The 24545-nt window shown below is 73.5% G+C and carries 23 protein-coding genes and 1 pseudogene; 11 read left to right on the top strand and 13 right to left on the bottom strand.

The window, feature by feature from the left end:
- The first annotated feature begins 9 nt into the window (after window positions 1-9).
- The 4 genes from AC5L36_RS22075 to AC5L36_RS22060 are packed head-to-tail and all read left to right on the top strand — an operon-like array spanning window position 10 to window position 4742.
- The gene (locus tag AC5L36_RS22075; RefSeq protein WP_441218512.1) at window positions 10-1407 is read left to right on the top strand and encodes an O-antigen ligase family protein; all 1398 of its coding nucleotides are present in this window, start codon (window positions 10-12) and stop codon (window positions 1405-1407) included.
- Window position 1408: 1 nt separating this feature from the next.
- Window positions 1409-2389 (top strand): Wzz/FepE/Etk N-terminal domain-containing protein, encoded by a 981-nt coding sequence (locus AC5L36_RS22070; RefSeq protein WP_441218510.1) that lies wholly within the window; start codon window positions 1409-1411, stop codon window positions 2387-2389.
- Window positions 2386-3957, top strand: a complete 1572-nt coding sequence (locus AC5L36_RS22065) for a flippase (RefSeq protein WP_441218508.1) — start codon at window positions 2386-2388, stop codon at window positions 3955-3957. Before AC5L36_RS22070 ends, AC5L36_RS22065 begins: the two co-directional genes overlap by 4 nt.
- Entirely contained in the window at window positions 3954-4742 is a 789-nt protein-coding gene (locus tag AC5L36_RS22060) for a sulfotransferase family protein (RefSeq protein WP_441218506.1), read from the top strand. The genes AC5L36_RS22065 and AC5L36_RS22060 overlap by 4 nt, the downstream gene beginning before the upstream one ends.
- Before the next feature lie 106 nt (window positions 4743-4848).
- Here the strand turns inward: AC5L36_RS22060 and AC5L36_RS22055 are convergent, their stop codons facing one another.
- The gene (locus AC5L36_RS22055; protein ID WP_441218504.1) at window positions 4849-5601 is read right to left on the bottom strand and encodes a helix-turn-helix domain-containing protein; all 753 of its coding nucleotides are present in this window, start codon (window positions 5599-5601) and stop codon (window positions 4849-4851) included.
- A 79-nt stretch (window positions 5602-5680) separates the two neighbouring features.
- Here AC5L36_RS22055 and AC5L36_RS22050 point away from each other — a divergent pair, with 79 nt between their 5' ends.
- Complete coding sequence (locus tag AC5L36_RS22050) at window positions 5681-6499, top strand: phytanoyl-CoA dioxygenase family protein (RefSeq protein ID WP_441218502.1); 819 nt, start codon at window positions 5681-5683, stop codon at window positions 6497-6499.
- The gene (locus tag AC5L36_RS22045) at window positions 6496-6765 is read left to right on the top strand and encodes a hypothetical protein (RefSeq protein WP_441218500.1); all 270 of its coding nucleotides are present in this window, start codon (window positions 6496-6498) and stop codon (window positions 6763-6765) included. The genes AC5L36_RS22050 and AC5L36_RS22045 overlap by 4 nt, the downstream gene beginning before the upstream one ends.
- On the opposite strand, the gene AC5L36_RS22040 is transcribed toward AC5L36_RS22045, so the two are convergent.
- Genes AC5L36_RS22040 through AC5L36_RS22030 form a run of 3 tightly spaced genes read right to left on the bottom strand, consistent with a single transcriptional unit; the run spans window position 6749 to window position 9826 of the window.
- Window positions 6749-8164, bottom strand: a complete 1416-nt coding sequence (locus AC5L36_RS22040; protein ID WP_441218498.1) for a hypothetical protein — start codon at window positions 8162-8164, stop codon at window positions 6749-6751. The genes AC5L36_RS22045 and AC5L36_RS22040 overlap by 17 nt on opposite strands.
- Window positions 8161-8925 carry a sulfotransferase family protein gene (locus AC5L36_RS22035; RefSeq protein WP_441218496.1) on the bottom strand — a complete coding sequence of 255 codons (765 nt, stop codon included), beginning with the start codon at window positions 8923-8925 and terminating at the stop codon, window positions 8161-8163. Before AC5L36_RS22035 ends, AC5L36_RS22040 begins: the two co-directional genes overlap by 4 nt.
- A complete protein-coding gene (locus AC5L36_RS22030) occupies window positions 8918-9826 on the bottom strand; it encodes a sulfotransferase family protein (RefSeq protein ID WP_441218494.1) in 909 nt (302 codons plus the stop codon). The genes AC5L36_RS22035 and AC5L36_RS22030 overlap by 8 nt, the downstream gene beginning before the upstream one ends.
- A gap of 36 nt (window positions 9827-9862) precedes the next feature.
- On the opposite strand from AC5L36_RS22030, the gene AC5L36_RS22025 reads away from it, so the two are divergent.
- From AC5L36_RS22025 to AC5L36_RS22015, 3 genes are read left to right on the top strand one after another with little or no spacing between them, the layout of a single operon-like run.
- Complete coding sequence (locus tag AC5L36_RS22025) at window positions 9863-11083, top strand: glycosyltransferase (RefSeq protein WP_441218492.1); 1221 nt, start codon at window positions 9863-9865, stop codon at window positions 11081-11083.
- The gene (locus AC5L36_RS22020; protein ID WP_441218490.1) at window positions 11080-11976 is read left to right on the top strand and encodes a sulfotransferase family protein; all 897 of its coding nucleotides are present in this window, start codon (window positions 11080-11082) and stop codon (window positions 11974-11976) included. The genes AC5L36_RS22025 and AC5L36_RS22020 overlap by 4 nt, the downstream gene beginning before the upstream one ends.
- Window positions 11977-11981: 5 nt before the next feature.
- Complete coding sequence (locus AC5L36_RS22015) at window positions 11982-12893, top strand: sulfotransferase family protein (RefSeq protein ID WP_441218488.1); 912 nt, start codon at window positions 11982-11984, stop codon at window positions 12891-12893.
- On the opposite strand, the gene AC5L36_RS22010 is transcribed toward AC5L36_RS22015, so the two are convergent.
- Both AC5L36_RS22010 and AC5L36_RS22005 read right to left on the bottom strand, forming a co-directional pair.
- Entirely contained in the window at window positions 12890-14719 is a 1830-nt protein-coding gene (locus AC5L36_RS22010; RefSeq protein ID WP_441218486.1) for a vWA domain-containing protein, read from the bottom strand. The genes AC5L36_RS22015 and AC5L36_RS22010 overlap by 4 nt on opposite strands.
- A gap of 9 nt (window positions 14720-14728) precedes the next feature.
- Window positions 14729-15772 carry an AAA family ATPase gene (locus AC5L36_RS22005; RefSeq protein ID WP_441218771.1) on the bottom strand — a complete coding sequence of 348 codons (1044 nt, stop codon included), beginning with the start codon at window positions 15770-15772 and terminating at the stop codon, window positions 14729-14731.
- Window positions 15773-16076: 304 nt separating this feature from the next.
- Between AC5L36_RS22005 and rho the strand changes: the two are divergent.
- A pseudogene (gene rho, locus AC5L36_RS22000) lies at window positions 16077-17240 on the top strand (transcription termination factor Rho); the annotation flags it as partial.
- Between the two features lie 15 nt (window positions 17241-17255).
- Entirely contained in the window at window positions 17256-18098 is an 843-nt protein-coding gene (locus tag AC5L36_RS21995) for an alpha/beta fold hydrolase (RefSeq protein ID WP_441218484.1), read from the top strand.
- 35 nt (window positions 18099-18133) lie between these two features.
- Here the strand turns inward: AC5L36_RS21995 and AC5L36_RS21990 are convergent, their stop codons facing one another.
- The 7 genes from AC5L36_RS21990 to AC5L36_RS21960 form a co-directional block, all read right to left on the bottom strand.
- Complete coding sequence (locus AC5L36_RS21990) at window positions 18134-18526, bottom strand: VOC family protein (protein ID WP_441218482.1); 393 nt, start codon at window positions 18524-18526, stop codon at window positions 18134-18136.
- Window positions 18527-18550: 24 nt separating this feature from the next.
- Window positions 18551-19534: a TIGR04222 domain-containing membrane protein gene (locus AC5L36_RS21985; RefSeq protein WP_441218480.1), complete on the bottom strand. Its 984-nt coding sequence runs from the start codon at window positions 19532-19534 to the stop codon at window positions 18551-18553.
- A 154-nt stretch (window positions 19535-19688) separates the two neighbouring features.
- On the bottom strand, window positions 19689-20630 hold the full coding sequence (locus tag AC5L36_RS21980; protein ID WP_441218478.1) for a GlxA family transcriptional regulator: 942 nt from the start codon (window positions 20628-20630) through the stop codon (window positions 19689-19691).
- Between the two features lie 36 nt (window positions 20631-20666).
- Window positions 20667-21164 (bottom strand): hypothetical protein, encoded by a 498-nt coding sequence (locus AC5L36_RS21975; protein WP_441218476.1) that lies wholly within the window; start codon window positions 21162-21164, stop codon window positions 20667-20669.
- A gap of 98 nt (window positions 21165-21262) precedes the next feature.
- Complete coding sequence (locus AC5L36_RS21970) at window positions 21263-22174, bottom strand: carbohydrate ABC transporter permease (RefSeq protein ID WP_441218474.1); 912 nt, start codon at window positions 22172-22174, stop codon at window positions 21263-21265.
- 2 nt (window positions 22175-22176) lie between these two features.
- Complete coding sequence (locus AC5L36_RS21965; RefSeq protein ID WP_441218473.1) at window positions 22177-23133, bottom strand: carbohydrate ABC transporter permease; 957 nt, start codon at window positions 23131-23133, stop codon at window positions 22177-22179.
- Entirely contained in the window at window positions 23130-24431 is a 1302-nt protein-coding gene (locus tag AC5L36_RS21960) for an ABC transporter substrate-binding protein (protein ID WP_441218471.1), read from the bottom strand. Before AC5L36_RS21960 ends, AC5L36_RS21965 begins: the two co-directional genes overlap by 4 nt.
- Between the last annotated feature and the right edge of the window lie 114 nt (window positions 24432-24545).

The following is a 24545-nucleotide window of genomic DNA, read 5'->3' as shown; positions in this document are numbered from 1 at the left end:
GGGAGCAGCGTGACCGTACTCGTAGCAAGGCCGGCCGGCAGAGCGCTGACCGTCGCCGCGGCGTTGGCGGCCGCCGCGACGGCGGTGGTGTCCGCCTTCGCGGTCGACGGCGGCAGCCGCACCCTCGCCGTCCTCCCGCTCGCGGTCGCCGCCGGCGTGCTGGTCGCGGTGCTGGCGTTGACCCGTTTCGCCGCGTACGTGCTGCTGATGCTCGCCGTCCGCTCCTGCGTCGACCTGTTCAAGCTGAGCGGGCCGACGGCGGGCACCGGCGGCGACGGCGGCGCGGCGCGGGCCCTCGACCCGTCCACGCTCGTCGGCGTGCTGTTCCTGCTCGCCGCCGGGCTGTGGCTGGCCGCGCAGTTCCACGCGAAGCGGGCGCGGCGCACCTCACCGCTCGGCGTGGCGCTGGTACTCGTCGCCGCGACCGGCGCGGTCAGCACGCTCGGCTCCGCGCGGCCGTCGTCGAGCGCGCTCGAGGTGCTGCGGATCCTCACGGTCGTGGCGATGTTCCTGGTGCTGGAGCAGCTGCTGCCGCGCCAGGGCATGGTGCGCCGGGTGCTCGTCGCGGTGTACGTCTCGCTCGCCCTCGCGCTCGGCTACACGCTGGTGATGTCGCTGCTCGGGTCGCCGCCGTCGGAGGTCAAGGGCAGCTTCACCCGGATCAGCGGGCCGTTCAGCCAGTCCACGACGTTCGGTCGCTACCTGATGTTCATGGTGATCTTCGGGTGTGGCGTCTACCGGTTCCTGGACCGGCGGGCCAAGGTGGCGCTCGGCGTGCTGCTGACGCTGTCGCTGGGTTTCCTCGCGCTGACCAACACGCGCAGCGCGATCCTCGGCGCCGCCATCGGGCTGGTCGTCGTGGCCGTGCTGCACCGCAGCGCCCGCCTCGCCGTCGCGCTCTGCCTGGCCGCGGTCGCCGCCGTGGCGGTGGCGCCCGGGGTGGCCGACCGGTTCGCCCAGCTCGGTGAGGCCCGCGAGGTCGGCGGCGGCCCGACCGGCAACACGCTCGCCTGGCGCGCCGGCTACTGGTCGCAGGTGGTCACGCTCGCCAACCGCAACCCGGTCACCGGCATCGGCCCCAACATGACCCAGCGCGAGACCGACGAGGCCAAGAAGCCGCACAACGACTTCCTCCGCGCGTACGTGGAGACCGGCGTGCTCGGCCTGCTCGCGTACCTGGGCATGATCCTGCTGTGCCTGCACACGGCGGCGCTCGCGGTCCGCCGCGCGCCGCCGGGCACGCTCGAACGGGGGATCGCGGTCGGCTTCGCCGGCTGCGCCGTCGCGTTCGTGGCGGTGAGTGCGGCCTCCAACGTGATATCCAATGTCGTTACGCTGTGGTACTTCGTCGCGTTCGCGGCGATGGCCGGCCTGGTGGCCGCCCGGCCCCCTTCGGAGGAGCTCTAGCGTGGAGATCGTCGACTACCTGCGGGTCGCCCGGCGGCGGCTCTGGGTGCTGCTGGGCGTGCCGCTGGCGGCGGCGCTCGCGGTCGGGCTGTTCGTCGGCCTGTCGCCGCAGCGTTACACCGCCACCTGCTACGTCGCCGCGCCCGCCCTCGTCGGTGGCGCCGCCGCCCAGCAGTACACCGGCACCCAGGCGGCGAGCCAGTTCGTGGCCGCGTTCAAGGCGGCGGCCACCTCGCCGAAGGTGCTCGACCAGGTCGCCGCCGACACCGGCGTCGCGGCCGGCACGCTGCGCGACGGGCTCGCCGTGGCGCAGGTCGGTGCGAGCAGCCAGCTCACGCTCACCTACGAGGCGGCGAAGCGGACCACCGTCGAGCCGGTGCTCACCGCGACCGCCCGCCGCGCGCTCGACTTCCTCTTCTCCTCCCAGGTCAACATCGCGACCGAGCAGGTCGACGCGGCTAGCGCCGACGTCACCTCGGCCACCGCCGCGATCGCCGACTGGGAGAAGACCAACAAGGTCTCCCAGCCGGACAAGCTCTACCAGGCCACGCTCACCGAGATCGCCGCCCTGCGGCAGCAGAAGCTCTCCATGGAGGCGGTCGGCAACAGCCGGGCCGTCGCCGCCGCCACCGCCGCGCTCGACGCCGCCCAGAAGCGCCTCGACGCGCTCGGCCCCAAGCTGCCCGACTACCAGTCGCTGCTGGCCCAGCGCGACGCCGCGACCGGCGCGCTCTCCCAGGCGCGGCAGGGCCTCCAGGGGGCCAGGGCACAGGCCCAGGCCGCCGACCCGGCCCAGGTGGCGAGCGTTGGCGACGTCCGCGCGGTTTCCCGGGTACGGGCGCTGGCCACCACCGTCCTGCCCGCGGCCGCCGGCGGGCTGCTGCTGGCGGTGCTGCTCGTCGTGGTGCTGGAGCTGCTGGCCCGGCGTGCCGCGCCGGCGGCCGCCCCTTCGCAGGCACCGGTCCTTTCCCGGGCCGCGTGAGCACGAGCACCACGTCGGCCACGCCGGAGTCCACTTCGGACTACGGCGACCGCCAGGTGCGCGGCATGGCGCGCGGCGGCGGCCTCAACCTGCTCGGCGCGCTGTGCAGCCAGGGTGCGCTCTTCCTGGTGATGCTGCTGCTGGCCCGCTCGCTGGGCATCGAGGAGGTCGGCCGGTACGCGCAGTGCTACGCGCTGCTGGCGCTCCTCGGGCTGCTGTCGCTGTCCGGCTTCCGGGCCGGGCTGACCCGCTTCGTGGCGGTGCACCTGGCCGACGACGACCCGGCGAGCATCCGCGGCACGGTACGCCTCGGGCTGGCGATCTCCGGGGCGGGGGCGGTGCTGATCGGTCTTGTTCTGGTGGTGGTCGCCCCCGCTTTGGCCGACGCCTTGCACGACCCGGAGCTGACCGGTGGCCTCCGCCTCGTCGCGCTGGCGCTGCCGGCGTCCGTGGTGTGCGAGGCGGCGCTGGCGGCGACCCGGGGGTGGCGCACGCAGCGGCCGTTCACGCTGGTGGGTCAGATCTACGAGCCCTTCGCGCGGCTCGCGCTCACCGGCGCGGTGCTGCTGGCCGGCATGGGGGTCACCGCCGCCCTGTGGGCGGTGGTGGTCGCCGCGTGGACGGCGGCCCTCCTGGCGCTCGGCGCGCTGGTGCGGTTGATGCGCACGGTGGCGCCCGCCCCGGCGGAGTACCGGCCGCGGCAGCTCTTCGGCTTCTCCACGGTCAGCTGGGCCTCGTCGCTGGCGTCGACCGGCCTGATCTGGATCGACACGCTGCTGCTCGGCGCGTTCGCCAACGACGACATCGGCGTCTACACGGTCGCCACCCGTCTGGTCACCGTCGCCATCTTCGTGCTGGCACCGATCAACGCGGCGTTCGGCCCGTACATCGCCTACCTCTACCACCGCGACGCGCTGCCCGAGGTCCGTCGGGTGTACAAGGCGGCGACCGGCTGGGTGGTGCGGCTGTCGCTGCCCGCGTTCGTGGCGCTGCTCGTATTCCCGTCGTCGCTGCTGCCGCTCTTCGGTTCCGACTTCGCCTCGGGTGCCACGGTCACCGTGGTGCTCGCGGTGGGTCAGCTCGTCAACGCCGCCACCGGCCCGTGCGGCACGCTGCTCAACATGTCCGGCCGGGTGTCGTTGAACATGTTCGACAACATCGGCGCGCTCGTGCTCAACGTCGGCCTCAACCTGTGGCTCATCCCCGCCCACGGCATCGTCGGCGCCGCGGTCGCCTGGAGCGCCTCGCTGGTCGCGGTCAACCTGGCTCGCGTCGTCCAGGTGTGGTGGCTGGTCCGCGTGGTGCCACTGACGGCCGGCCTGGCGAAGGGCCTCGCCGCCGGCGGTGCCGCCCTCGCCGCCGCGCTCGGCGTCCGGTGGTTGGTGCCCGACGACCCCGCCCGCGTGCTCCTCGGTCTCTTCGTGACCGCGCTCGTCTACCTCGGCGCGGTGCTCCTATTAGGACTCTCCAAAGAGGACACCATGGTGCTGCGTGCCCTCGCCCGCCGGCGGCGTGCGGGCGCGGCCGGCGGTGCCGGCGATGCCGCCGCTCGGGCGGGTGATCCGTGAGCCGACGTCCCGCCGTCGACGCGCTGCGCCGCGCCGTCCGGGGCGCGCGGGCCTGGGCCTCGACCCCCGGCGCGCTGCCCGACTTCCTCGTCATCGGCGCCCAGCGCTGCGGCACCACCTCCCTGCACAGCTACCTCGCCGCCCATCCCCAGGTGCGGGCCGCGACGGGCAAGGAGCTCCAGTACTTCAGCCTCCACTATGGACGTGGCGAGCGCTGGTACCGGGGCCACTTCCCGCCTGCCGCGCCGGGCGCCGTGTCCTTCGAGGCCAGCCCGCTCTACCTCTTCCACCCCGACGCCCCGTCGCGGGTCGCGGCGACGCTGCCCTCCGGCCGGTTCGTCGCGCTGCTCCGCGACCCGGTCGAGCGCGCCTGGTCGCACTACCTGCACACCCGCTCGTACGGCCACGAGCCGCTCGACTTCGCGTCGGCGCTCGCGGCGGAGCAGTCGCGGCTGTCGTCGCCGGACGGGTGGCGCCGCTACTCGTACGCCGCCCGCGGCCGCTACGCGGAACAGCTCTCGCGGTGGCTGGCCCACGTGCCCCGGGAACGGCTGCACGTCGTGCGCAGCGAAGACCTCTACGCCGACCCGGCCGCGGTCTACGCGGGGGTCCTGGAGTTTCTCGGCCTGGAGCCGTTCACGCCGGCCGAGTTCGCGGTGCACACCAGGCGCGCCGACCGTTCCGGCCCACCGGCGGAGGTGGCGCGCGGGCTGCGCGAGCACTTCGCTCCACACAACGCCGCGCTCGCCGACCTGCTCGGCTGGTCCGAGACCTGGCCCGCCTAGTGCGGTGGCCACAAACGTGGGCCGGCTTCGCCGGCCCGGGTGATCCGCGGCCGAAGGCCGCCGCTCACCCGGTGAAGGTTTGTGGCCACCGCACTAGCCGGGGTTCCTACGCGCGGACCGCGCGGGGGGAGGCGCCGAGCTCGCGGCGGCACGCCTTGTTGAACGCCTGGAGGTCGGGGATGCCGACGGACGCCGCGATCGCCGGGATGGAGAGCGTGGACTCGCGCAGCATGTGCCGGGCGTGCTCCAGGCGGCGCCGCCGGATGTAGCCGACCACGGTGTGACCGGTCTCGGCGCGAAACAGGCGGGTGAGGTGGTTGTGCGAGACGCCGACGGCGCGCGCGACGGCGGGCACCGTGAGCGGGGCGGCCAGGTGGGACTCGATGTGCGCGACGGCAGCCGACACCGTGGCGTGCCCGCGCGGCTGCCCGTCGTGCGGTGCGAGCTGGGCCACCTGCCACAGCACGGTCCACACCGAGGCCACCACCCGGGCCGGTGAGCCGGGCCTGGCCGCGATGGCCTGGCGCAGCAGGGCGGAGATCGGCCGCGCCTCCGCGCCGGCGTCCTGCATCGCGGGCACGCCGTGCCGCACGCCCCGCCGGCGGGTCGCGAAGTGCGCGTAGAGGTGCTCGGACCGCCCGCGGTAGCGGTACTCGACGCGGGCGCCGGGCGGGATCAAGCTCACCCGGCCCGGCCGGATCGCGTGCGTGGTGCCCCCGACGGTCAGCTCGGCGGTGTAGCCGTAGACGTGCAGCTGCCACAGGTCGGGCAGCTCGAACACGTCGCGCGGGCCCGTCGTGCCGTGCACGCCGACGCCGACGGCCGCCACCGTGGGCGGGTCGTCGAGCTGGAGCAGCACGCGATCGATGGTGAAAATGTACCAGCGGTGGTTGACTGAGACCCACGACGTGGCCGCCGACCGTTCGTAGGGTCGACGCATGTTGACCAGTAGCCATCTGCTCACCTCGGTGCAGACGGCGCGCTTCGTGGCGCAGGGCTACCTGCGCATGGACGCCGCCGTCCCGGACGAGCTCAACCGCCAGGCCGTCGACGTGCTCTCCGCCGGCGTTCCGGCCGTGCCGTACGGCACGCCGCTGTCCGAGGCCTTTCCCGCCGGCTCGTTCGCCCGCCGCCTGGTGGAGGTGCCGGCGGTCGCCGGCGCGCTGCGCAGCCTGGTGGGGCCGGAGCCCACTGTGGACCATCACGCGGTGCACGTCCGCGAGCCGCGCGAGGGCAACGCGCAGCCGCTGCACGGCGACGCCATCATCGACGTGCGCGAGGACGCCTTCGACGTCCAGCTCATGTACTACCCGCGGGAGGTGACCGCGGACATGGGCGGCACGCTCGCCGTGCCCGGCAGCCACCTGCGGCGCACCAACGAGAGCGACACCGGCCGCTACCAGAACCTGCTCGGCCAGATCCGCCTGACCTGCCCCGCCGGCACGGTCATGCTGCTGCACCACGGCCTCTGGCACGGCGGGCGGCGCAACGACAGCGGCACCCGGCGGTACATGTTCAAGATCCGGTTCAACCCGACGGTGCCCCAGGTGCGGCTGTGGGACACCGCCGACCTCGCCGACCCGCGCGTGGTCGCCGAGCTGAGCCGGACGTTCCCCTGGTACGAGCACGCGACCGCGCGCCTGGAGATCTACAACCGGGTCCGGCTGTGGCGGGCGCTGACCGGCGACGGCGGCTTCGACATCGAGCACTGGGTGACCCGGGTCAGCAACCGCCCGACCGTGCGGAGCGCCGCATGAGGCAGCAGGTGCTGGTGCTCTACCTGAGCACGTCGGCGCTCGACTCGGCGGTGGTGGGTTGGGCCCGCTACGACGGCACCGGCCGCACCAGCCCGACCACGGGCGACAGCGACGAGCCGCCCTACCCGACCGGCCTGGCCGCGCTGCTGGACGGCTGGCGCCTCTTCCAGGCCGCGCAGCTCATCCCGCCCTACCCGGGCCACGAGTACGACACGTCGTACCTCAAGCACGAGTTCTTCTTCGAGCGGCTTATCCAAGTTTCTTGAGAATGTCGGCCGGGGCGCCCCGACCGCGCAGCACCACCGGCTCGTCGGCGGTCACCAGGGCCTCGCCCTCGCGGGTCTGTGGCGCGCCGACCGGCCCTCTGGACAGACCGGCCGCGGGCGGCACCGTGACGAGGCCGTCCGTGGCCCACACCACCAGCGCGGTCTCGGCGCCGCGGCGGAAGGCGGCACCGGCCAGGCCCTTGTCGCGGACCGGCTCGGCGGTGGCGCCCTGGGCGAGCGCGGCCAGGCCGGCCAGCATCTGGCCCGCCACGCGCTCCTTGCCGTCCGGGTCGAGCAGGCCGTAGCGGACCTCGCTGCCCTGGCGGTTGCCCGGGTTGTAGGCCAGCGGCAGCCAGATCACCTCGCGTAGCCCGCCGGCCGCGAGCTGGGTGGCGACCTTGACCATCTCGGCGGAGCGGGCCTCGTCGCCGGCGTCGCCGTCGCGCCAGAACTGGCCCACCTCCCACGCCTCGACCGGCGTGCCGGCCGGGGTCTCCGCGGACAGGTAGGCCAGCAGGTCCGGGACGGCGCTCCAGTGCTCGTAGAAGTGCACCTGCCGGACGTCGACCGCCTTGCCGTCGAGCAGTTTCTCGGTGGCCGCGAGGTACTCGAGGTTGCGCGCGTTCTGCGGCACGGCGAGGGCGGCACGCAGGTCGTCCGGCGTGGAGACGGCCGGGATCTGCTTGCCGCGGGTGCCGATCCGCCGCTGGAAGTACGCGTTGTACGCGCGCACCGCCTCGGCGTCCTGCCCGGATTTCAGCAGCCGGTCGGCGACACCCCAGCCGTAGGCGACGCTGCTGATCCCCGAGTCGACCACGCGCGCCCGCGGGTCGGCGGCCCGGATCGCCTCGCCGGCGGCGGTGACGAGCGTGGCGTAGTCGGTGGCGCTGCCGGCCCAGTACTGCGGCGCGTTGACCTCGTTTTCCACCGCGTACTCGCGCACGCCGTACGGCGCGTAGCGGCGCACCAGACTATCTACAAAGGACTTGTATTTCGCGATGTCGCGGGGCATCGCCGACTCGGTCTTGTTCGCCTGCCCGCGCACGTGCTGGGGGGTGCCGCCGGTGGCCCAGCAGACCCCCGTGCGGATCTTCAGGTGGAGCGTGATGCCCAGCGAACGGGTGCGCTCGGCCACCTGGTCGACCGCGCTCCAGTCCGGCTTGCCCTCCTCGCGCTCGACGTCGCACCAGCTCAGCTCGTGGTAGGTCGACGAGCCGGTGATCTTCCGCAGGTACGGGGTGAACTGCTCGTACCTGTTCCAGTCCCAGTGCGCGCCGAAGGGCGTCGTGCCGGCCGGGGTGGCGGTGGCGGGCGGCGGTGTCGTCGGCGCCGGCCGGGGGTCGGAGGTGCAGGCGGCCACCCCGAGGACCGCCACGACCGCGACGAGCCAGCGCCTCATCGGTAGCCCAGCTCGCGCAGCGTGCGGCCGGAGAAGACCCGGACCAGCAGGCGCAGGAACGGGTCGAGCTCGCGCTTGTACGTGCCGACGCGGGAGCCGTAGATCTGCGCGTCGGTGCGGGCGGCGGCGCGGCGCCGGTCGGCCTCGGTGGTGTACTTGTCGGCGACGTCGTGCTCCTTGTCGCCGTAGTCGAGCACGCCCGGCTCCCACGGCTCGCCGAGAAACTCGAAGAGCGACCGCAGCGCCTTCTCCGGCTCGCGCACCGCGTCCTCGTACCGCAGCTCGTGGTAGCGCTCGGGCGGGAGCGCGCGGCCGGCGGCGCGGGCGACCCGGATGTAGCGCGGCCATTTCACCACGCACTTGACCGCGGACCAGTAGCCGAACCGCTTGCGGTGCGAGACGACCACGTCGCGGCCGTCGCGGATGACGTGCACGATCTGCGCGTCGGGGAAGACCTCGGTGAGGAACGGGATGGCGAGCGCGTACAGCGGGGTCTTGTCGGCCCAGCGGGCCTTGCCGCGGCCGGCCGCGTAGTCGGTGTGTACGCCGCCGAAGAACTCGCGGATGCGGCGCAGCCAGTCTTCGCGGGGGAAGCCGAACCGGGCCAGCCGCTCCCAGTCGCGCCCGACGATGCGCTCCATGTCGGTGAGGAAACGGGTCTCCGGGCCGCAGCTGATCCGCGAGTGCGAGTCGAGCACCAGGCGCAGCATCGTGGTGCCGGAACGCTGGCAGCCGAGCAGGAAGATGGGCGCGTCAGCCATGCGCGGCCAGCCGCTCGGTCAGCTCGTCGCAGAGCGCCCGCACGCGCGGGTCGAGGTCGAGCGGCCGGCGCTCCGGCGTACGCCGCTCGACGTGCGCGCACAGGCGCGGGTCGAACGGCAGGCCGAGGAAGGCGCAGAGCCGTCTCGTGGCCGCCTCCGGGTCGGCGACCAGCGCGTCGTAGGAGCACAACAGCACGTCGTCGCGGCGGTGCAGGCCGAGCCGAAAGAAAAGATCGTTGCGTATGTACCAGAAGAGCGCGGCCGCCGCGTGCGGGCTCATCGCCGCGTAGTCGAAGCTCCGGACGAGGGCCCGGCTCTCCGCGTCGAGGCGCTGCCCCTGCCACCGCGTGCCGATCGTGTCGCCGGCGATCGCGCGCAGCGCGTCGAGGTTGGCGGTGCCGAACTTCGCCACCTCCGAGCGGGCCCGGTCGTCGACGTCGCGCCACACCCACACCGCCCGGCCGGGTGGCAGGCCGGGCAGCGCGAGCAGCTCGTCGACCCGGTGTGTCTCGCAGAGCGGCTTCACGATGACGTACGCGTGGCGGCTGGACCGGATCGCCTCGCCGAGCACCGCGTCGGAGCGCAGCTGGAAGCGGTGGAAGACCCGGCGGTCGTTTTCGTTGTGCACCTGGAATTGTGGTGCCGCGTCGAGGCCGCGCATCAGCATGTTGGTGCCGGAGCGTTGCAGACCCACCACGTACACCGGCGTGGCCTGGCCGGGCATGACGCCGTGCGCGCGTCGCCAGCGGCGCTTGGCCCACGCGGTGGTGGCGCGCTCGACCGGGTTGAGGCGGTCTTCCTCGACGAGCCGGCGCAGCCCCTCGGTGCGCGCCCACCGCACGTGCCGCGCGATGCGGCGGGCGGTGTAGGCGACCGCGGACGATTGGTCGGCTGCTGGCACGCACAGCATCTTCGCATGGCTGTAGCCTGACCGTCGATGCGCGTGTTGCACGTCAACAAGTTCCTCTACCGGCGGGGTGGCGCCGAGGGTTACCTCTTCGACCTCGCCGCGCTTCAGCGTGCCCGGGGCGACGAGGTGGCGTATTTCGGCATGGCGCATCCGGACAACGAAGCGCCTCAGCGATACGGTCATTTCTTCCCGCCGTACGTGCAGTTGGAGCCACCGCCGCCCGGTCTCGCCAAGCGGGCCGCCGCGGTCGGCCGGATGCTCCATTCGCCGGTCAGCCGGCGCGGGCTGGCGAAGGTGATAGCCGACTTCCGCCCCGACGTGGTGCACGCGCACAACGTGTACCACCAGCTGTCACCGGCCGTGCTGCGCGCGGCGGCCGACGCGGGCGTGCCGTGCGTGCTGACGATGCACGACTACAAGCTCGCCTGCCCCAGCTACCAGCTGCTCGCCGGGCGTGCGGTCTGTGACGCCTGCGTCACCGGCGGTCCATGGCAGGCGGTGCGCACGCGCTGCAAAGACGGCTCGCTCGGGCGGAGCGCGGTGCTGGCCGCCGAGACGTGGCTACATCGGGTCACCGGCGCGTACGGACCGGTGAGCACGTTCGTCAGCCCGAGCCGGTTTCTGGCCGGCGTGATGGCGAAGGCGGGCGTCTACCCCGAGCGGCTCCGCGTGGTCAGCCACTTCGTCGACGGCTCGACGATCGACCGCAAGCGGGAGCCGGGCGAGGGTGTGGTGTTCGCCGGGCGGCTGGTGCCGGAGAAGGGCGTCGACACGCTCGTCACCGCCGCCGGGCTCGGTGGTTTCCGGGTCGACGTCGCGGGGGAGGGGCCGGCCCGGCCGGAGCTGGAGCGGCTGGCCGCGCAGTCGGCACCCGGGCTGGTCACGTTCCACGGCCGGCTCGCCAGGGACGACCTGCACGACCTGATGCGGCGGGCCCGGGTGGCGGCGGTGCCGTCCCGGTGGCACGAAAACCAGCCGATGGCGGTGCTGGAGGCGTTCGCGTGCGGGCTGCCCGTCGTCACCACCGGGCTGGGCGGCCTGCCCGAGCTGGTCGAGCCGGGCGTCGACGGCGCGATCGTGCCGGCCGACGACCCGCCGGCGCTGGCCGCCGCGCTGGCCGACCTGCTGGCCGACCCGTCACGGGCCTTCGCCATGGGCGCGGCGGGCCGCGCGAAGGTGGAGCGCGACTTCGCACCGGACGTCCACCTCGCCCTGCTGAAGGACGTCTACAGTGGAGCGCCCGGGTGACCCGCGTGCTCTTCGTGGCCGGCAGCGGCCGCAGCGGCTCCACGCTGGTCACCAACGTGCTGGGGCAGGCCGGCGGCGTCTTCGCGGCCGGCGAGCTGCGCTACCTGTGGCAGCGCGGGGCGATCGACGGCCGGCCGTGCGGCTGTGGACAGTCCTTCGCGGAGTGTCCGGTGTGGACGCGGGTGATGAAGGAGGTCGACGCCGACCCGGCGGCCGTGGCCGGGTTCCTGCGCGCGCGGCTGCGGATGCGGCGGCTGCCGGCCCTGCTGTGGCGGCGCCGCGTCGAGGCCCACCCGGCGATCCCCGCGCTCTACGCCGCGCTCGGCGGCGACGGTCTCGTGGTCGACTCGTCCAAGCTCCCGCCGTACGGGCTGCTCGTGGACGGCCTGCCCGGCGTCGAGACGCGCGTGCTGCACCTGGTACGCGATCCCCGGGCCACCGCCTTCTCCTGGCGCCGGCGCAAGGGGCTGGACGGGCCGGGCGACCCGGCTCTGATGAGCCGCCCGCCGGTCGCCAAGGCCGCGCTGCTCTGGCTGGTGTGGAACGCCACGACGGCACTGCTGTGGCGCCGCTCCGGGCGCTACCTGCGGGTGCGGTACGAGGACTTCGTCGCCGACCCGGGGGACGTGACCCGCCGGATCGCGTCCTTCGCCGGCGTGCCCGCGCCGCACATCGACGAGAGCACCGTCCACTTGGCACCCACACACGCGGTGGCGGGCAATCCCTCCCGCCACCGGACCGGCGACGTGGCCGTGGTCGCCGACGACGAATGGGTCGGCGGCCTCTCCCGGCCGGCCTACGCTCTGGTCACGGCCATCACCGCGCCCTTATTGTGGCGCTGGCGCTACCCCCTGCGCCGCCCGCCGCACCGTTTCGCCGCCAAGGGAGGATGAGGCCCGTGTTAGCCGTCGTCGTGGGCACCGGGCGGTGCGGGTCGACTCTGGTGCAGGAGCTGCTCGCCCGCCATCCGGCGGTCGGGTTCATCTCCGGCGTCGACGACAAGCTCTCCCGGCTCAACCTCGACGGGCGGTTCAACGGCCGGCTCTACCGGCGGATGGCGCCCCGCCCGCCCGGCATGACGTCGCTCAGGCACAGCACCCGGCTGCTGGAGCGGGGCCGGATGCGGGTCGCGCCCTCGGAGGCGTACCGGCTGATCGACCGGCACGTCTTCGGCGGCTTCTCCCGCCCCTGCCGCGACCTGCTCGCCGAAGACCTGACGCCGCGCATGTCGGCCCGGCTGCGCGCGTTCTTCGACCGGCGGATCGAGCGGCAGGGCTGCGAGGTGCTGCTCCAGCACCTGACCGGCTGGCCGCGCACCGGGTTCCTGCACGCCGCGTACCCGGAGCTGCGGGTCATCCACGTCGTCCGGGACGGCCGCGCGGTGGCCAACTCGTGGCTACAGATGGGCTGGTGGGACGGCTGGCGCGGCCCGGACAACTGGCTGTACGGCCCGCTGCCCGCCCCGCTGCGCCAGGAGTGGGAGGACTCCGGCCGGTCGTTCCCGGTGCTCGCCGCGCTCGGCTGGCGGATGCTGATGGACGCGTACGCGCAGGCCCGCACCGTCCACCCGGCGGCACAGTGGCTCGACGTGCGATACGAAGACCTGGTGCGCGCGCCCAACGAGCAGACCGCGCGGATGCTCCGCTTCCTCGGTCTGGAGTGGACACCGCGGTTCGAGGCCGGCTTCGCGCGGCACCACTTCCACACCGAGCGCGACGCGGCCTACCGGCACGAGCTCACCGCCGCCCAGGTCGCCGCCGTCGAGCGCGCCCTCGACAAGTCACTGCCCCAGTGGGGGTACGAGAACTAGCGGAGCCGGAAGACCGGGCCGCGCGGGGTGAACGGGAGGCGGGCGGCTTCCGGCACGAGAAACGCGTGCTCGCGCCGGATCCGCACCGCGTCGCAGTACCCGTCGGTGATGAGCAGGATCGGCGCGGTGGGTGGGAAGTCGGCGGCCCGTTCGAGCAGGTGCACGCCCGGCTGGAGCACGGTGCCGCCGCGGCCGCGGACCCGGACGCGGCCGGCGATCTGCTCCGGCGGCAGGTAGCCGGCGTCGTACGGGTACGCGTCGCAGAAGACCACGCGGGCGGCGGGCACGTCGCGCGCGGTGGCGTACGAGGCGATCGCGCCGAGCGCCTTGCCGAGCAGCTCGCGGTCCATCGAGCCGGAGGTGTCCAGCACGACGCCGAACGTGCACCGCGGGACCGCCTCGTCCGGCCACCGCCAGCCGGGGCGCGGGATGCCGGGTGTGCTCGCCTGCCGCCGCGACGGCCGGGCGTACGAGCGGACCCGCAGCGGCGACGGCACGTACTCGTCGAACCAGCGGGCCAGCCGCGCGTCCCAGGGCAGCGGCGGGTGGTCGAGGACCCGGATCTCCTCCTCCAGCCCGGCCGGCAGCAGTCCGCGCCCGGCCCGCTGGTGGTACGTGTACCCGTCGAGCAGCGCCCGTCGGTAGAAGTCGTCAAGGTCTACGCCGCGGCCGGCGCAACCGGACCAGGGGAGCGGCTCGCCGAGCACGTCGCCGAGGCCGGTGCCGCGCAGCGTGCCGAGCTTGCGCAGCCGGCGCAGGTCGGTGGCGATCCGGTCGTAGACCGCCTCGGCGGACAGGCCGGCGAGGTCGGGGTCGTGGAGCAGCCCGTCCGGCGGCTCGCCGACGCCCATCTCGACGAGCCAGCCGTTGATGACGTAGTCGGCGGCGACGTTCCACAGATAGGGGTCGCGGGGGCCGGCGCGGTCGCCGTGGCGGAGCGCGGCGTGCAGCATCTCGTGGGCGAGCACGAACCTCCACTCCGGACCGCTCAGCTGGCGCAGCGGGTTGAGGTAGATCTCGCCCGCGGCGGGCGAGACCGCCGCGACCGCGATGTCCCAGCGGCGGGCCAGGTCGGCGTCCGCCACCAGCGTGAACCGGGACGCGAGCGCGCCCAGCAGCGGGAACGACGACAGGAACCACGACCGGGCCAGGTCCCACGGCTTGCGCCGGGCGGCCTCGCCGGTCAGCGTCGACCGCACCCCGCCGGCCACCTCGACGGCGGCGGTGGCCGCCGCCGCGAGCCCGAGCGCGAAGTGCTCCGGCCAGTCCACTGTGGACAGCTCCCGGCTCGTGTCCGGCGGCACCTCGGGCACGAGGTCGGATCCGGTGCCGCCGGGCCCGCAGCCGGCGAGGTGCGGCGGCACCCCGGCCTCCCGCCACTGTCGCAACAGGACGGTCTCGTCGGCGGTGGGCAGCTCGGCGGGGAGGGGGAGCGGCTCGGTGCCGAGCTTCACCGCCCGCTGGAACCGGGTGACCGCGAGGCAGGCCACGTCGGCGTAGGTCGGGTCGGCGGCGTAGCGGTCCGGCGCCAGATGCCCGAACCCGAGGTGCAGCAGGCAGTGCGCGAGCACCCAGGTCCACCCGCCCTCGTCGAGCCGGTGCGCCTTGCCGGCCGTGATCCGTCCGCTCCGGTCGACGCGGGCGATCGTCTTCGCGTCGCGCAGCCGCGGGTCGTCGACGAGAATCGCCTCGGCTCCCCGCCGCCGCCACCCCACCATCGGGATGTCGAGCATCGGCGCGAACATCGGGTGGACGCCGAGCGCCCGCCACGCTGCCTGGAACGCCGCCACGTTCGGGTCGACCGGTGCCTTGCGCTTCTTCGGCATCGCCCGGTCCTAGGCCCGTGCGGCGACGAGGCGGGGCAGGTCGCGGCTCACCTCGACGAGAAACCAGGCCGGCAGCGCCGGGGTGCCGTCCTCGTCCGTGGCGATGACCAGCTGGGCGCACTCGAGCGAGATCTCGGCCAGCTCGACCAGCAGCGCCTTGGCCCGGTGGGCGAACTGGCGCAGCGCCGGCGAGGCGTGCTGCTTGCCCGCCGGCAGGTCCTTGACGAGCCGCGCCCGGAACGACTCGGCCAGGAAGTAGAGCAGGTCGCGGTCGGCCGGCGCGGCGGGCCACGCCACGTCGCCCCGCACGACGGCGTCGAGCCCGTAGCGGTGGCGCACGATCTTCACGTACCCGCAGAACGCCGACGCGTGCGCGGGGGTGAGCGTGCCGGCGGTGAGCAACCGCAGCGTCTGCTCGGGGATGTCCTCCCCGTACGAGCGGAGGGCGTCGGAGAGCATGTGCCAGCTGCGCGGGGTGGAGAACACTTCCTCCACTTTGGGCGGTGCGGACCAGAGCTGGTCGGGGCGCTCGGTGAGGTAGTCGACGATCCACCGGTGGATGCCGGCGCCGCCGGCCCAGGCCAGCCAGTCGTCGACGCTGGCCCGCAGGTGCACGTGGACGAGGCGGTTGACGAGCGCCGAGGCCATGGGCCGGGCGAGCGCGTTGTCGGTGGAACGGTTGCCGGCGCCGATCACGATCGAGCCGGGCGGCAGCTCGTACGCGCCGATCCGCCGGTCCAGGATCAGCGAGTAGAACGCCTTCTGCACCTCGGGCGTGGAGGCGTTGAGCTCGTCGAGGAAGAGGCAGTACGGCTCGTCGCGCGCGATCGACTCGGGCGGCGCGAAGCGGCTCCGGCCGTCGCGCAGCTCCGGCACGCCGATGAGGTCTTCGGCGGCGAGCTGGGTGCCGACGAGCGTGACGCATTCGAGACCGAGCGAGGCGGCGAAGTCGCGGACGAGCGAGCTCTTGCCGATGCCGGGCGCGCCCCACACGAACACCGGCCGCACCACCGCGACGTGCAGGAGCACGTCCGGCAGCTGGCCCGGCGTCACGGTGATGGCGGAATGCACGACGACCATGGTGCGGGAACGGCACCCCTGTGCGCATCCGCAATACGCGAGGGCGTCCACCCAACAGCCCAGCCTCCTAGGACGCCCTAGAGGTGGTGCGGCAGGCGTCCGATGTGGACAGCGCCGCGGAATCGTTGCTTTTCGGCGCGCGAGCGGCTAGCTTGGTTGGCAGCACCCGCAGTGGACGCCGGCGCATACGCCGCCCCTCGGGTTCTATCACCCCAAACGGGACGCCATCGTCCTAAGGGGATTCACGCGACATACGGGCCGTTTGCACGCACCCACGCGTCGCTCCCTCACGCTCAGGAGAAACCCGTTGAACGACAACAAAAACGCGGCTGGCGCACGCCCGCCGACTCCCGTCACCGGCATCGTCGACATCGCCGGTGACCACGGCTTCCTGCGTACCGGCGGCTACACGGCCGGGCCCGCCGACCTGTACCTGCCCGGCGCGCTGATCCGTCAGCACGGGCTGCGCCCCGGCGACCTGGTCACCGGCGCGGGCGGCACCGAGCAGCGGGGACGCCGGACCGCGCCGCTCGTGCGGCTGGACACCGTCAACGGCATGCCGCCCGGCGAGGCCCGGTCGCGGCCGGACTTCTACGACCTCACGCCGCTGCACCCGCGCGAGCGGCTGCGGCTCGAGACCGAGCCACACATCCTCACTACGCGCGTCATCGACCTGGTGATGCCGATCGGCAAGGGCCAGCGGGCGCTGGTCGTCTCCCCGCCGAAGGCCGGCAAGACCATGGTGCTCCAGGCGATCGCCGCGGCCGTCACCCGCAACCATCCCGAGTGCCACCTGATGGTCCTGCTCGTCGACGAGCGCCCTGAGGAGGTCACCGACATGCGGCGTGAGGTCAAGGGTGAGGTCATCGCATCGCCGTTCGACCGGCCGCCGCACGAGCACGCCGCCACCGCCGAGCTCGCCGTCGAACGCGCCAAGCGCCTCGTCGAGCTCGGCCACGACGTGGTGCTGCTGCTCGACTCGCTGACCCGGCTGGGCCGCGCGTACAACCACACGGCGCCCTCGTCCGCCCGCGTCCTGTCCGGCGGCATCAGCGTGAACGCCCTCCACCCGCCCAAGCGGCTCCTCGGCGCCGCCCGCAACATCGAGGACGGCGGCTCGCTCACCATCTTGGCGAGCACGCTCGTCGAGACCGGCTCGGTCGGCGACACGGTCATCTACGAGGAGTACAAGGGGACCGGCAACGCCGAGCTGCGGCTCGACCGCGCCAGCGCCGAGCGGCGTCTCTACCCGGCCGTCGACGTGCTCGGCTCCGGCACCCGCAAGGAGGACCTCCTGCTCGGCGCCGACGAGGCCGCGATCCTCGGCCGCCTCCGCCGCGCCCTGCACGGCCAGTCTCCACCGCAGGCGCTCCAGCACCTGTTGGAGCGCCTGACGGAGACGGGCAGCAACGCCGAGTTCCTACTGGGTCTCGCGCGCTGAGTCTAGGATCCGGGGGTGGCTACCTTCACCGCTCCTGACGGCACACAGCTCGCGTACCACGAGGCGGGGGAGGGCGATCCGCTGATCTGCCTGCCCGGCGGCCCGATGCAGGCGTCGGTCTACCTCGACGACCTCGGCGGGCTCTCCGCGCACCGCACGCTGGTGCGGCTCGACCTGCGCGGCACCGGCGACTCGGCCGCGCCCGCGGACCAGGCGACATACCGGTGCGACCGGCAGGTCGAGGATGTCGAGGCGCTCCGCGCCCACCTCGGGCTGGAGCGGATCGACCTGTTGGGACACTCGGCCGGCGGCACGCTCGCGGTGCTCTACGCCGCCCGCCATCCGCGGCGCGTCGGCCGCCTGGCCCTGCTCAACCCCAGCCCCCGCGTCGTCGGCCTGGACATCGCCGACGCCGACCGCCGCGAGGTGGCCGAGCTCCGCCGCGGCGAAGACTGGTTCCCGGAAGCGTTCGCCGCGTTCGAGCGGATCTGGGCCGGCCAGGCCACCGCCACCGAGTGGGGCGCGATCACACCGTTCAGCTACGGCCGGTGGGACGCCGCCAGCCGGGCCGCCGCCGCCCGCATGCCGGCACAGACCAACGGCGACGCGGCCGCCCTCTACTACTCGGCCGGCGCCATCGACCCGGACGCCGTGCGCACCGCGGTCGCCGACCTGCCCGCGCCGGTGCTGCTCGTCGCCGGCGAGTACGACGTGGGCCTGCCGCCGAAGCGCGCGGCCGAGTTCGCCGCCCTGATTCCGGCCGCGGAGCTCGTGGTGGCGCCCGGCGCCGGACACTTCCCGTGGCTCGACGATCCACAGTGGCTGGTGGACACCCTCGCGGCGTTTCTGACCCGATAGGGCTACCACGACGGACGTCGCGGTAGCTCAGGTCTCTAGGCGGTCGCGCCGCGCGGGTGGATGGCGCAGAAGAGAACGCCGTCGGGGGCGGCCAGGACGGTCCAGCGGTGTGGCTCGGTGACCTCCCACCGCCTGACCGCGCCGGCGGCGACGAGCGCGTCGAGCTCGCTCAGGTCGTCGAGCTGGAGGTCGATGTGGACGAGGCCGCGGCCGCGCGCGTCGGTGTCGTCTTCGGTGGGGCTGACCCACACGTCGGGTGCCCGGCCGCTCGGGTCGCGCAGCAGCACCGACTCGTCCGGCTCCAGCGTGTGCGCGGCCAGCGCGGCGCGGTCTTCTTCCACGGGCGGTAGCCCGAACGCCAGCGACCAGAATGGGGCCGCCACGTACGGGTCGCGGCAGTGGATGACGATCGAGGAAAGGTGGCTCACACCGTCCATGATGTACCGCTCGGGTCAGCCGCCGCAGCCGCCGCCCCCACCGCCGCCGCTGCCGCCCGTGCCGCCGCCGCTGTCGCTCCCGCCGCCGCTGCCGCTGCCGCAGCCGCAGCTCGACCCGGAGCAGGTCTGCGCGGTGCCTGAGCCGGTGGACGAGGTGGAGTTGGCGTACGCGGTCGCCAGGTCCTTCCGGACGGCGGCCTCCGCGGCGAACCCCGGGTCGGCCACCCACAGCGCGTTGCTCCCGTAGAGCCCGACCGCGAGCGCGGCCGCCGCCGGCCCGTACACCTGCCAGGCGGGGTTGTTGGGGGGCGCGAGGTGCGAGTGGTCTTCGCGCAGCGCCGCGAGGACGCGGTCGCCGGCGCGGGTCCGCCGCGGCCGCTTGCGCCACAGCACGGCGATCGTCGCGCCGAGCGCCAGCAGGACCAGCATCAGGAAGATGATCGACTTCTCGTTGGCGATGCCGGCGAGGAGCCGGGCCACGCCGAGGACCAGCACGGCGGTGAGCAGATGCCGGGCCGTGGTGAGCGCGCCGTGGGTGTCCGCGTCGGGCACGAGGCCGGCGCTCTCCATCTCGCGTTCGACGCGGGCCAGCTCGGTCGCCACGGCCGGGTCGGCCGCGACGGCGCCGGGATCGGCGGACCGGGCCGCGGCGTCGTGGACCGCACGCTCCAGGGCGGTCGCGCCGTCCGGCGGTGGCCCGGTCGCCACGAGGCGCCGCCGCGGCCGCTCGCCCGTTTCGGCCGGGTCGGTGGCGACGCCCACCGCGCCGGCGCAGCGCAGGGCGGCGAGGGCCGAGTAGGTCGCCAGCTCGGGGCCGCCCTGGAGGTAGGCGACCTGTTGCGGGTGCGGGTCGGCCGCCGGCATCCGGTCCGAGCCGGCCAAGGCGCGATGCCGGTGCAGCAGGGCGCCGGCCACCGCCGCGGCCGCGAGCAGCGCGTACGCCACCGCGAACGTGGCGCTGCCGATGCCCCAGGTGTCGCCCGCCGCGTACTCCACCATGGCCGTCCTCCCGTCCCGCGTGGACACCCAGTGTGCGGCCCGGCCGCCAGGGGTTTCGCCCAGGGTGCGGCAGCGCCGCACGACGGCGCGGGTGGTGCCCCGGCGGGTCGCACCCGGGAGGACTCCGGCCCAGCGGCCCGTACGGGGCCCGGCCTCACGGCGTGCGGAACGCCGTGCGGTATCCGTGCGGGCTGGTGCCGACCACACGGCGGAAGCGCTCCCGAAACGCGGTGGGTGAGCCGAAGCCCACCTGGCGCGCGATCCGGTCGACCGGGTGGCTGGTCGCCTCCAGCAGGTGCTGGGCACGGCGGACGCGGGTGCGCAGCAGCCACTGGAGCGGCGTGGTGCCGGTCTGCTCGCGGAAGCGCCGGTTGAGCGTGCGCGTGCTCATGCCGGCGCGCGCGGCGATGTCGCGGAGGGTGAGGTCGTCCGCGCAGTGCTCCTCCATCCAGGACAGCAACGGCTCCAATATGGACCCGCGCGGGGCCGGCGGCTGGTCGTGCACGATGAACTGGGCCTGCCCGCCCTCCCGCTCCAGCGGCATCACCGACAGGCGGGCGGCGTGCGCGGCGACGGCCGAGCCGTGGTCGCGGCGGATCAGGTGCAGGCACAGGTCGAGGCCGGCCGCGGCGCCCGCCGAGGTGAGCAGCTGGCCGTTGTCCACGTAGAGCACGTCGGGGTCGACCTGGACGCGGGGGTGGCGGGCGGCGAGCTCGGCGGCGGCGGCCCAGTGTGTGGTGGCGCGCATGCCGTCGAGCAGGCCGGTCGCCGCGAGGACGAACGCGCCCGAGCAGATCGACGCGATCCGGGTGCCGGCGGCCGCGGCCCGCCGCAGGGCCTCCAGGACCTCGTCGGGTATCGGCCGGAGCTCGTCCCGGCCGGGCAGGACGATCGTGTCGGCGGTGGCGAGCGCGTCCAGTCCCCACGGCGGGCTCAGCGTGAAGCCGCCCGCGTGGACCGTCTCGCCGGTGCCGCAGATCCGCACCCGGTAGGGGGCGCCGCCGGTGGGCAGGCGGGTGCGGGAGAAGACCTCGATGGGGGTGGCCAGGTCGAACGGGATCACCCCGTCGAGGGCCAGCACGGCCACGGTGTGCATGACGAGAACGATAGGTGCTGGCCCCCGCGAGGGTGACTACGCGCGCGGTACCGGGTAGGTCTGTGCCGCGCCGCAGTACGAGATGCCGATCGGTGTGCTCGAGAACCGGCACACCTGGACCACGACCCGGTCGAACACGGCCGGGGCGCTCGGGCCGCCGAGCACGTCGCGCACGGCGGTGGTGCCGTTGTCGGCGCGGGCCTGGCTGGAGTCGACGACGGTCCGGCCGGCGTAGGCGATGTAGCTGGCCACCGTGTACATCCCGTCGTCGGCGCAGACGCCGGGCGAGTTGCGGGCCGGCAGGTCGGTGACGGCGCCGTCGACGAGCACGGCGGGGTAGATGGAAGGGTTGAGTACGCGCCAGTCGAGGATGCCCTCGGTGTGGCCGTACGTGCAGCGGTCACCGGAGTCGGCGTAGAACTTCTGCGTCCCGATCGGGCCGGCGGCGGTCGCTGGGGCGGCGAGCGCGGCGAGTGCGGTGGCGGCGGCCGCGACGGCGGTGGCGGCGCACGCGAGCGTGGGGTAGCACTTCATGCATCGCAATATATCGATGTGAGGCCGCTCGTGGTCAGGGTCGTAGCCGCGCCGCACGATCTCGGTGGGGTCGTCCACGCGGACGACACTAGCCGCCGCTAGCGGCTGTAGCCGGCCGACAGGCTGCGCAGCAGTTGGCGCCGGCCGAAGAGGTACAGGGCGAGCACCGGCACGGTCGAGAGCACGACCGCGGCCAGCAGGCCGGGCACGTCGGTGCCGAAGCGGCTCTGGAAGTTCCAGAGGCCGAGCGGGATCACCCGGCGCGCCTCGCTCTGGGTCAGCACGAGCGGGAAGATGAAGCCGTTCCAGGCGTTGAGGCCGCTGAAGATGCCGACGCTGACCAGGCCGGGGCGGGAGAGCGGCAGCACGAGCCGGCGGAAGAGCTCGACCGTGCCGGCGCCGTCGACGGTCATCGCGTCGAAGAGGTCGCGCGGGATGTCGCGGAGCGTGCTGGTGAGCACGACGATCGCCATCGGCAGCGAGAACGCCGCGGTGGGCAGGATGATCGCGGTGAGCGAGTCGTACAGGTGCAGGCGGGTGATCAGCAGGTAGATCGGGATGATCACGGCCTGGGCGGGGATGGCGAGGCCCAGCAGGAACGTGTTGAACGTGGCCCGCACCGCGCGGGTGCCGCCGAAGACCATGGCGTACGCGGCGGGCAGCGCCATCACCAGCACGAGCGCCATCGTGATGACCGTGACGATCGTGCTGTTGACGATGAACTTGTCGAAGCCGAGGTCGAGCACCTGGCGGTAGTTTTCCAGCGTCAGCCCGGAGGGTGGGCGCAGCGCGCCGTCGGTGAGGTACGAGTCGGACGTGCGCAGGCTGGTCAGCGCGATGTAGTAGAGCGGCACGGCGACGATGACCAGCCAGACGCCGGCGGCGATGCCCGCGGCCACGTTGACCGGTCGGCGGCGGCCGGCGGTGCCGCGCGGCGGGCGCACCCGCGTGTACGTGACGCGCGGCCGGGTCTCCGCCGCGCGGTGGCGCGCTGCCGTGTAGATGGTCACGCCTACATCCCCTCCCGGTCGCTGCTCATGCGGTGGTATCCGGTCGACCGCACGATCAGCACCGACAGCGCGGTGCCCACCGCGACCAGCAGCACCGCGAGCACGCTGGCGTAGCCCATGTCGAAGCCGACGAAACCCTTGACGTACATGTGCAGCGGCAGCACGCGCGTGGCCGTGCCCGGCCCCCCGTTGGTGAGCAACAGGATCGACTCGAAGTAGGTCAACGAGCCCACCACGACCAGCACCGACGAGGCGATGACGGTGTTGCGCAGCTGGGGCAGCGTGATGGAGAAGAACTGCCGCATGGTGCGGGCGCCGTCGATCTCGGCCACCTCGTACATCGCGGCCGGGATCTGCCGCGCGGCCGCCTGGTAGAGCAGCGTGTGGAAGGGCACGAACTGCCAGGAGATCACGGCGGCCACCGCGTACAGCGCGCGGCTGTCGTCGCCCAGGAAGTTTCCGTCGGACACGCCCACGTAGGAGCCGAGGCTGGCGGCGAGGCCGAAGTTGGGGTCCAGAAGGGAGAGCCAGGTGAGCGCGATCGCCGCCGTGGACAGCAGCAGCGGCAGGAAGAACAACGTGGACAGTATGGCGCGGTTGCGCTGCGGCCCGGCCGCCCACACGCCGAGCAGCAGCGAGGTCGGCGTCTGGATGAGCCAGCAGAAGACCATGAGCTGTGCGGTGATCCGGATCGAGTGCAGCGCGTCCGTGTCGCCCGGCAGGGCCTTCCAGTTGGTGAGCCCGGCCCACTCCGGCGTGCCGAGGCCGTTCCAGGTGGTGAAGCTCAGGTAGAGCACGACGGCGATCGGCACGATGCCGAAGATGGTGAAGAAGACGGCGGCGGGCGCGGCCCACAGGAAGCCGGGCCGCTCGCGGCGGGCGGGGCGGAGCTGGGACGCCTGCACCAGCACGACGGTGCGCACCTCGCGCCGCGGGGCCAGGATGCCGCGATCGCTCACGACAGCTTCTCCATCGCGGCCACGAACTCGTCGGGTGTGATCTTGGAGAGGAAGAGCTTCTGGAGGTTGGTGAGCATCTCGGTGCCGACCGCCGGGCTCAGCGCCTGGTCCCACGACTGGGTGAAGCTGGGCGCCTTCGCCACCATCTCGTAGGTGAAGGTGGCGAACTCGGCGTTCGGCGTGCCGGCCAGCTTCGCCTCCACGCCGGCGACCGCGGGCACCTGGCCGGAGTTGACCAGGTCGCGCACGTACGCGTCGGAGGAGAGCGTCTCGATCAGCAGCGTGGTGGCGTCGCGCACGTGCGGGCTGCTGGCCGCGACCGAGAAGTAGTTGGCCGGGTTGCCGACCACGTTGGCCGGGTCGCCGAGGCCGCCGTCCACTGTGGGGAACGTGGTCCAGCCGAGGTCGCCGCGCTTGACGAAGTCGGGGTTGTTGCTCAGCTGGCTGGTGTACTCCCAGCTGCCCATCAGGAACATCGCGGCCTTGCCGGTGGCGAAGAGCTTCGACGCGCCGGTGTTGTCGTAGTTGATGGACGCGAAGTTGGAGCCGAACCCGCCCCGTTCGGCCAGCTCCTGGCACATCTGGAGCGCGCGCAGCACAGACGGGTCGCGCCAGGCGCCGGCGCGCCGCGCGGCGATGGCGGAGAAGCGGTCCGGCCCGCCGATCCGGTCGAGCAGGTACTCCAGGTACATCAGCTCGGTCCAGCCCTGCGAGCCGGGCAGCGCGATCGGCGTTATCTTGCGCGACTTGAACGCGTCCACAAGGGACAGAAGGTCGGTCCACGTCTTCGGCGGCTCCAGGCCGGCCTTCTGGAACACTCCCTTGTGGTAGAAGAGCACGACCGGCTGGATGCCGTTCATCGGCAGGCCGTACTGCCCGTTGGAGATGCGCCCGACCGCCAGCACGCTCGGCAGGAAGGCGTCCCGCACGTCGGGCCGTGCGGCGAGCGCGTGGGAGAGGTCGACGACCTGGTTGGCGTTGACGAACTCGGCGAGGTTGCCGCCGCCCCAGTTGAAGAAGATGTCCGGCGCGTTCGGTGACCCCATCGACACGTGCAGTTTCTGCTTGTACGCGTCGTTGACGTACGTGACGAGCTCGGCCCGCACCGGGGAGCCCCGGTTGAACTCGCCGAGCCCGGCCTCGATCACCGGCTCGTTCTGCGGATCCTGGAGCGCCCAGACCTGGATCCGGTCGCGGGACGCGCCGGGACCGGCGGTGCCGCAGCCGCCCGCCAGGACCAGTGCGGCCATGGCGAGCAGTGACACGCCCGTGTGGAACACCTTCGCGCGGCGACGCATAGAACGGTCGACCCTTCCCGTGCCCTGGGGACAAATCGACAAACGTTGAACTATCGAGAATGTTGCGACCAAATTGCGCGAGGGGAAACGTATGGCGCGCGTCACACCTCCGTC

It is taken from the genome of Phytohabitans sp. LZ39 (genome assembly GCF_059359075.1).
Note: the sequence above shows the minus strand (reverse complement) of the source record. Positions and strands in the feature narration are given on the sequence as shown.

Coding starts and splice junctions, on each gene's coding strand:
- AC5L36_RS22050 (WP_441218502.1), top strand. CDS start 5,681: ATGTTGACCAGTAGCCATCTGCTCACCTCGGTGCAGACGGCGCGCTTC.
- AC5L36_RS22045 (WP_441218500.1), top strand. CDS start 6,496: ATGAGGCAGCAGGTGCTGGTGCTCTACCTGAGCACGTCGGCGCTCGAC.
- AC5L36_RS22040 (WP_441218498.1), bottom strand. CDS start 8,164: ATGAGGCGCTGGCTCGTCGCGGTCGTGGCGGTCCTCGGGGTGGCCGCC.
- AC5L36_RS22035 (WP_441218496.1), bottom strand. CDS start 8,925: ATGGCTGACGCGCCCATCTTCCTGCTCGGCTGCCAGCGTTCCGGCACC.
- AC5L36_RS22025 (WP_441218492.1), top strand. CDS start 9,863: ATGCGCGTGTTGCACGTCAACAAGTTCCTCTACCGGCGGGGTGGCGCC.
- AC5L36_RS22010 (WP_441218486.1), bottom strand. CDS start 14,719: ATGCCGAAGAAGCGCAAGGCACCGGTCGACCCGAACGTGGCGGCGTTC.
- AC5L36_RS21985 (WP_441218480.1), bottom strand. CDS start 19,534: ATGGTGGAGTACGCGGCGGGCGACACCTGGGGCATCGGCAGCGCCACG.
- AC5L36_RS21980 (WP_441218478.1), bottom strand. CDS start 20,630: ATGCACACCGTGGCCGTGCTGGCCCTCGACGGGGTGATCCCGTTCGAC.
- AC5L36_RS21975 (WP_441218476.1), bottom strand. CDS start 21,164: ATGAAGTGCTACCCCACGCTCGCGTGCGCCGCCACCGCCGTCGCGGCC.
- AC5L36_RS21960 (WP_441218471.1), bottom strand. CDS start 24,431: ATGCGTCGCCGCGCGAAGGTGTTCCACACGGGCGTGTCACTGCTCGCC.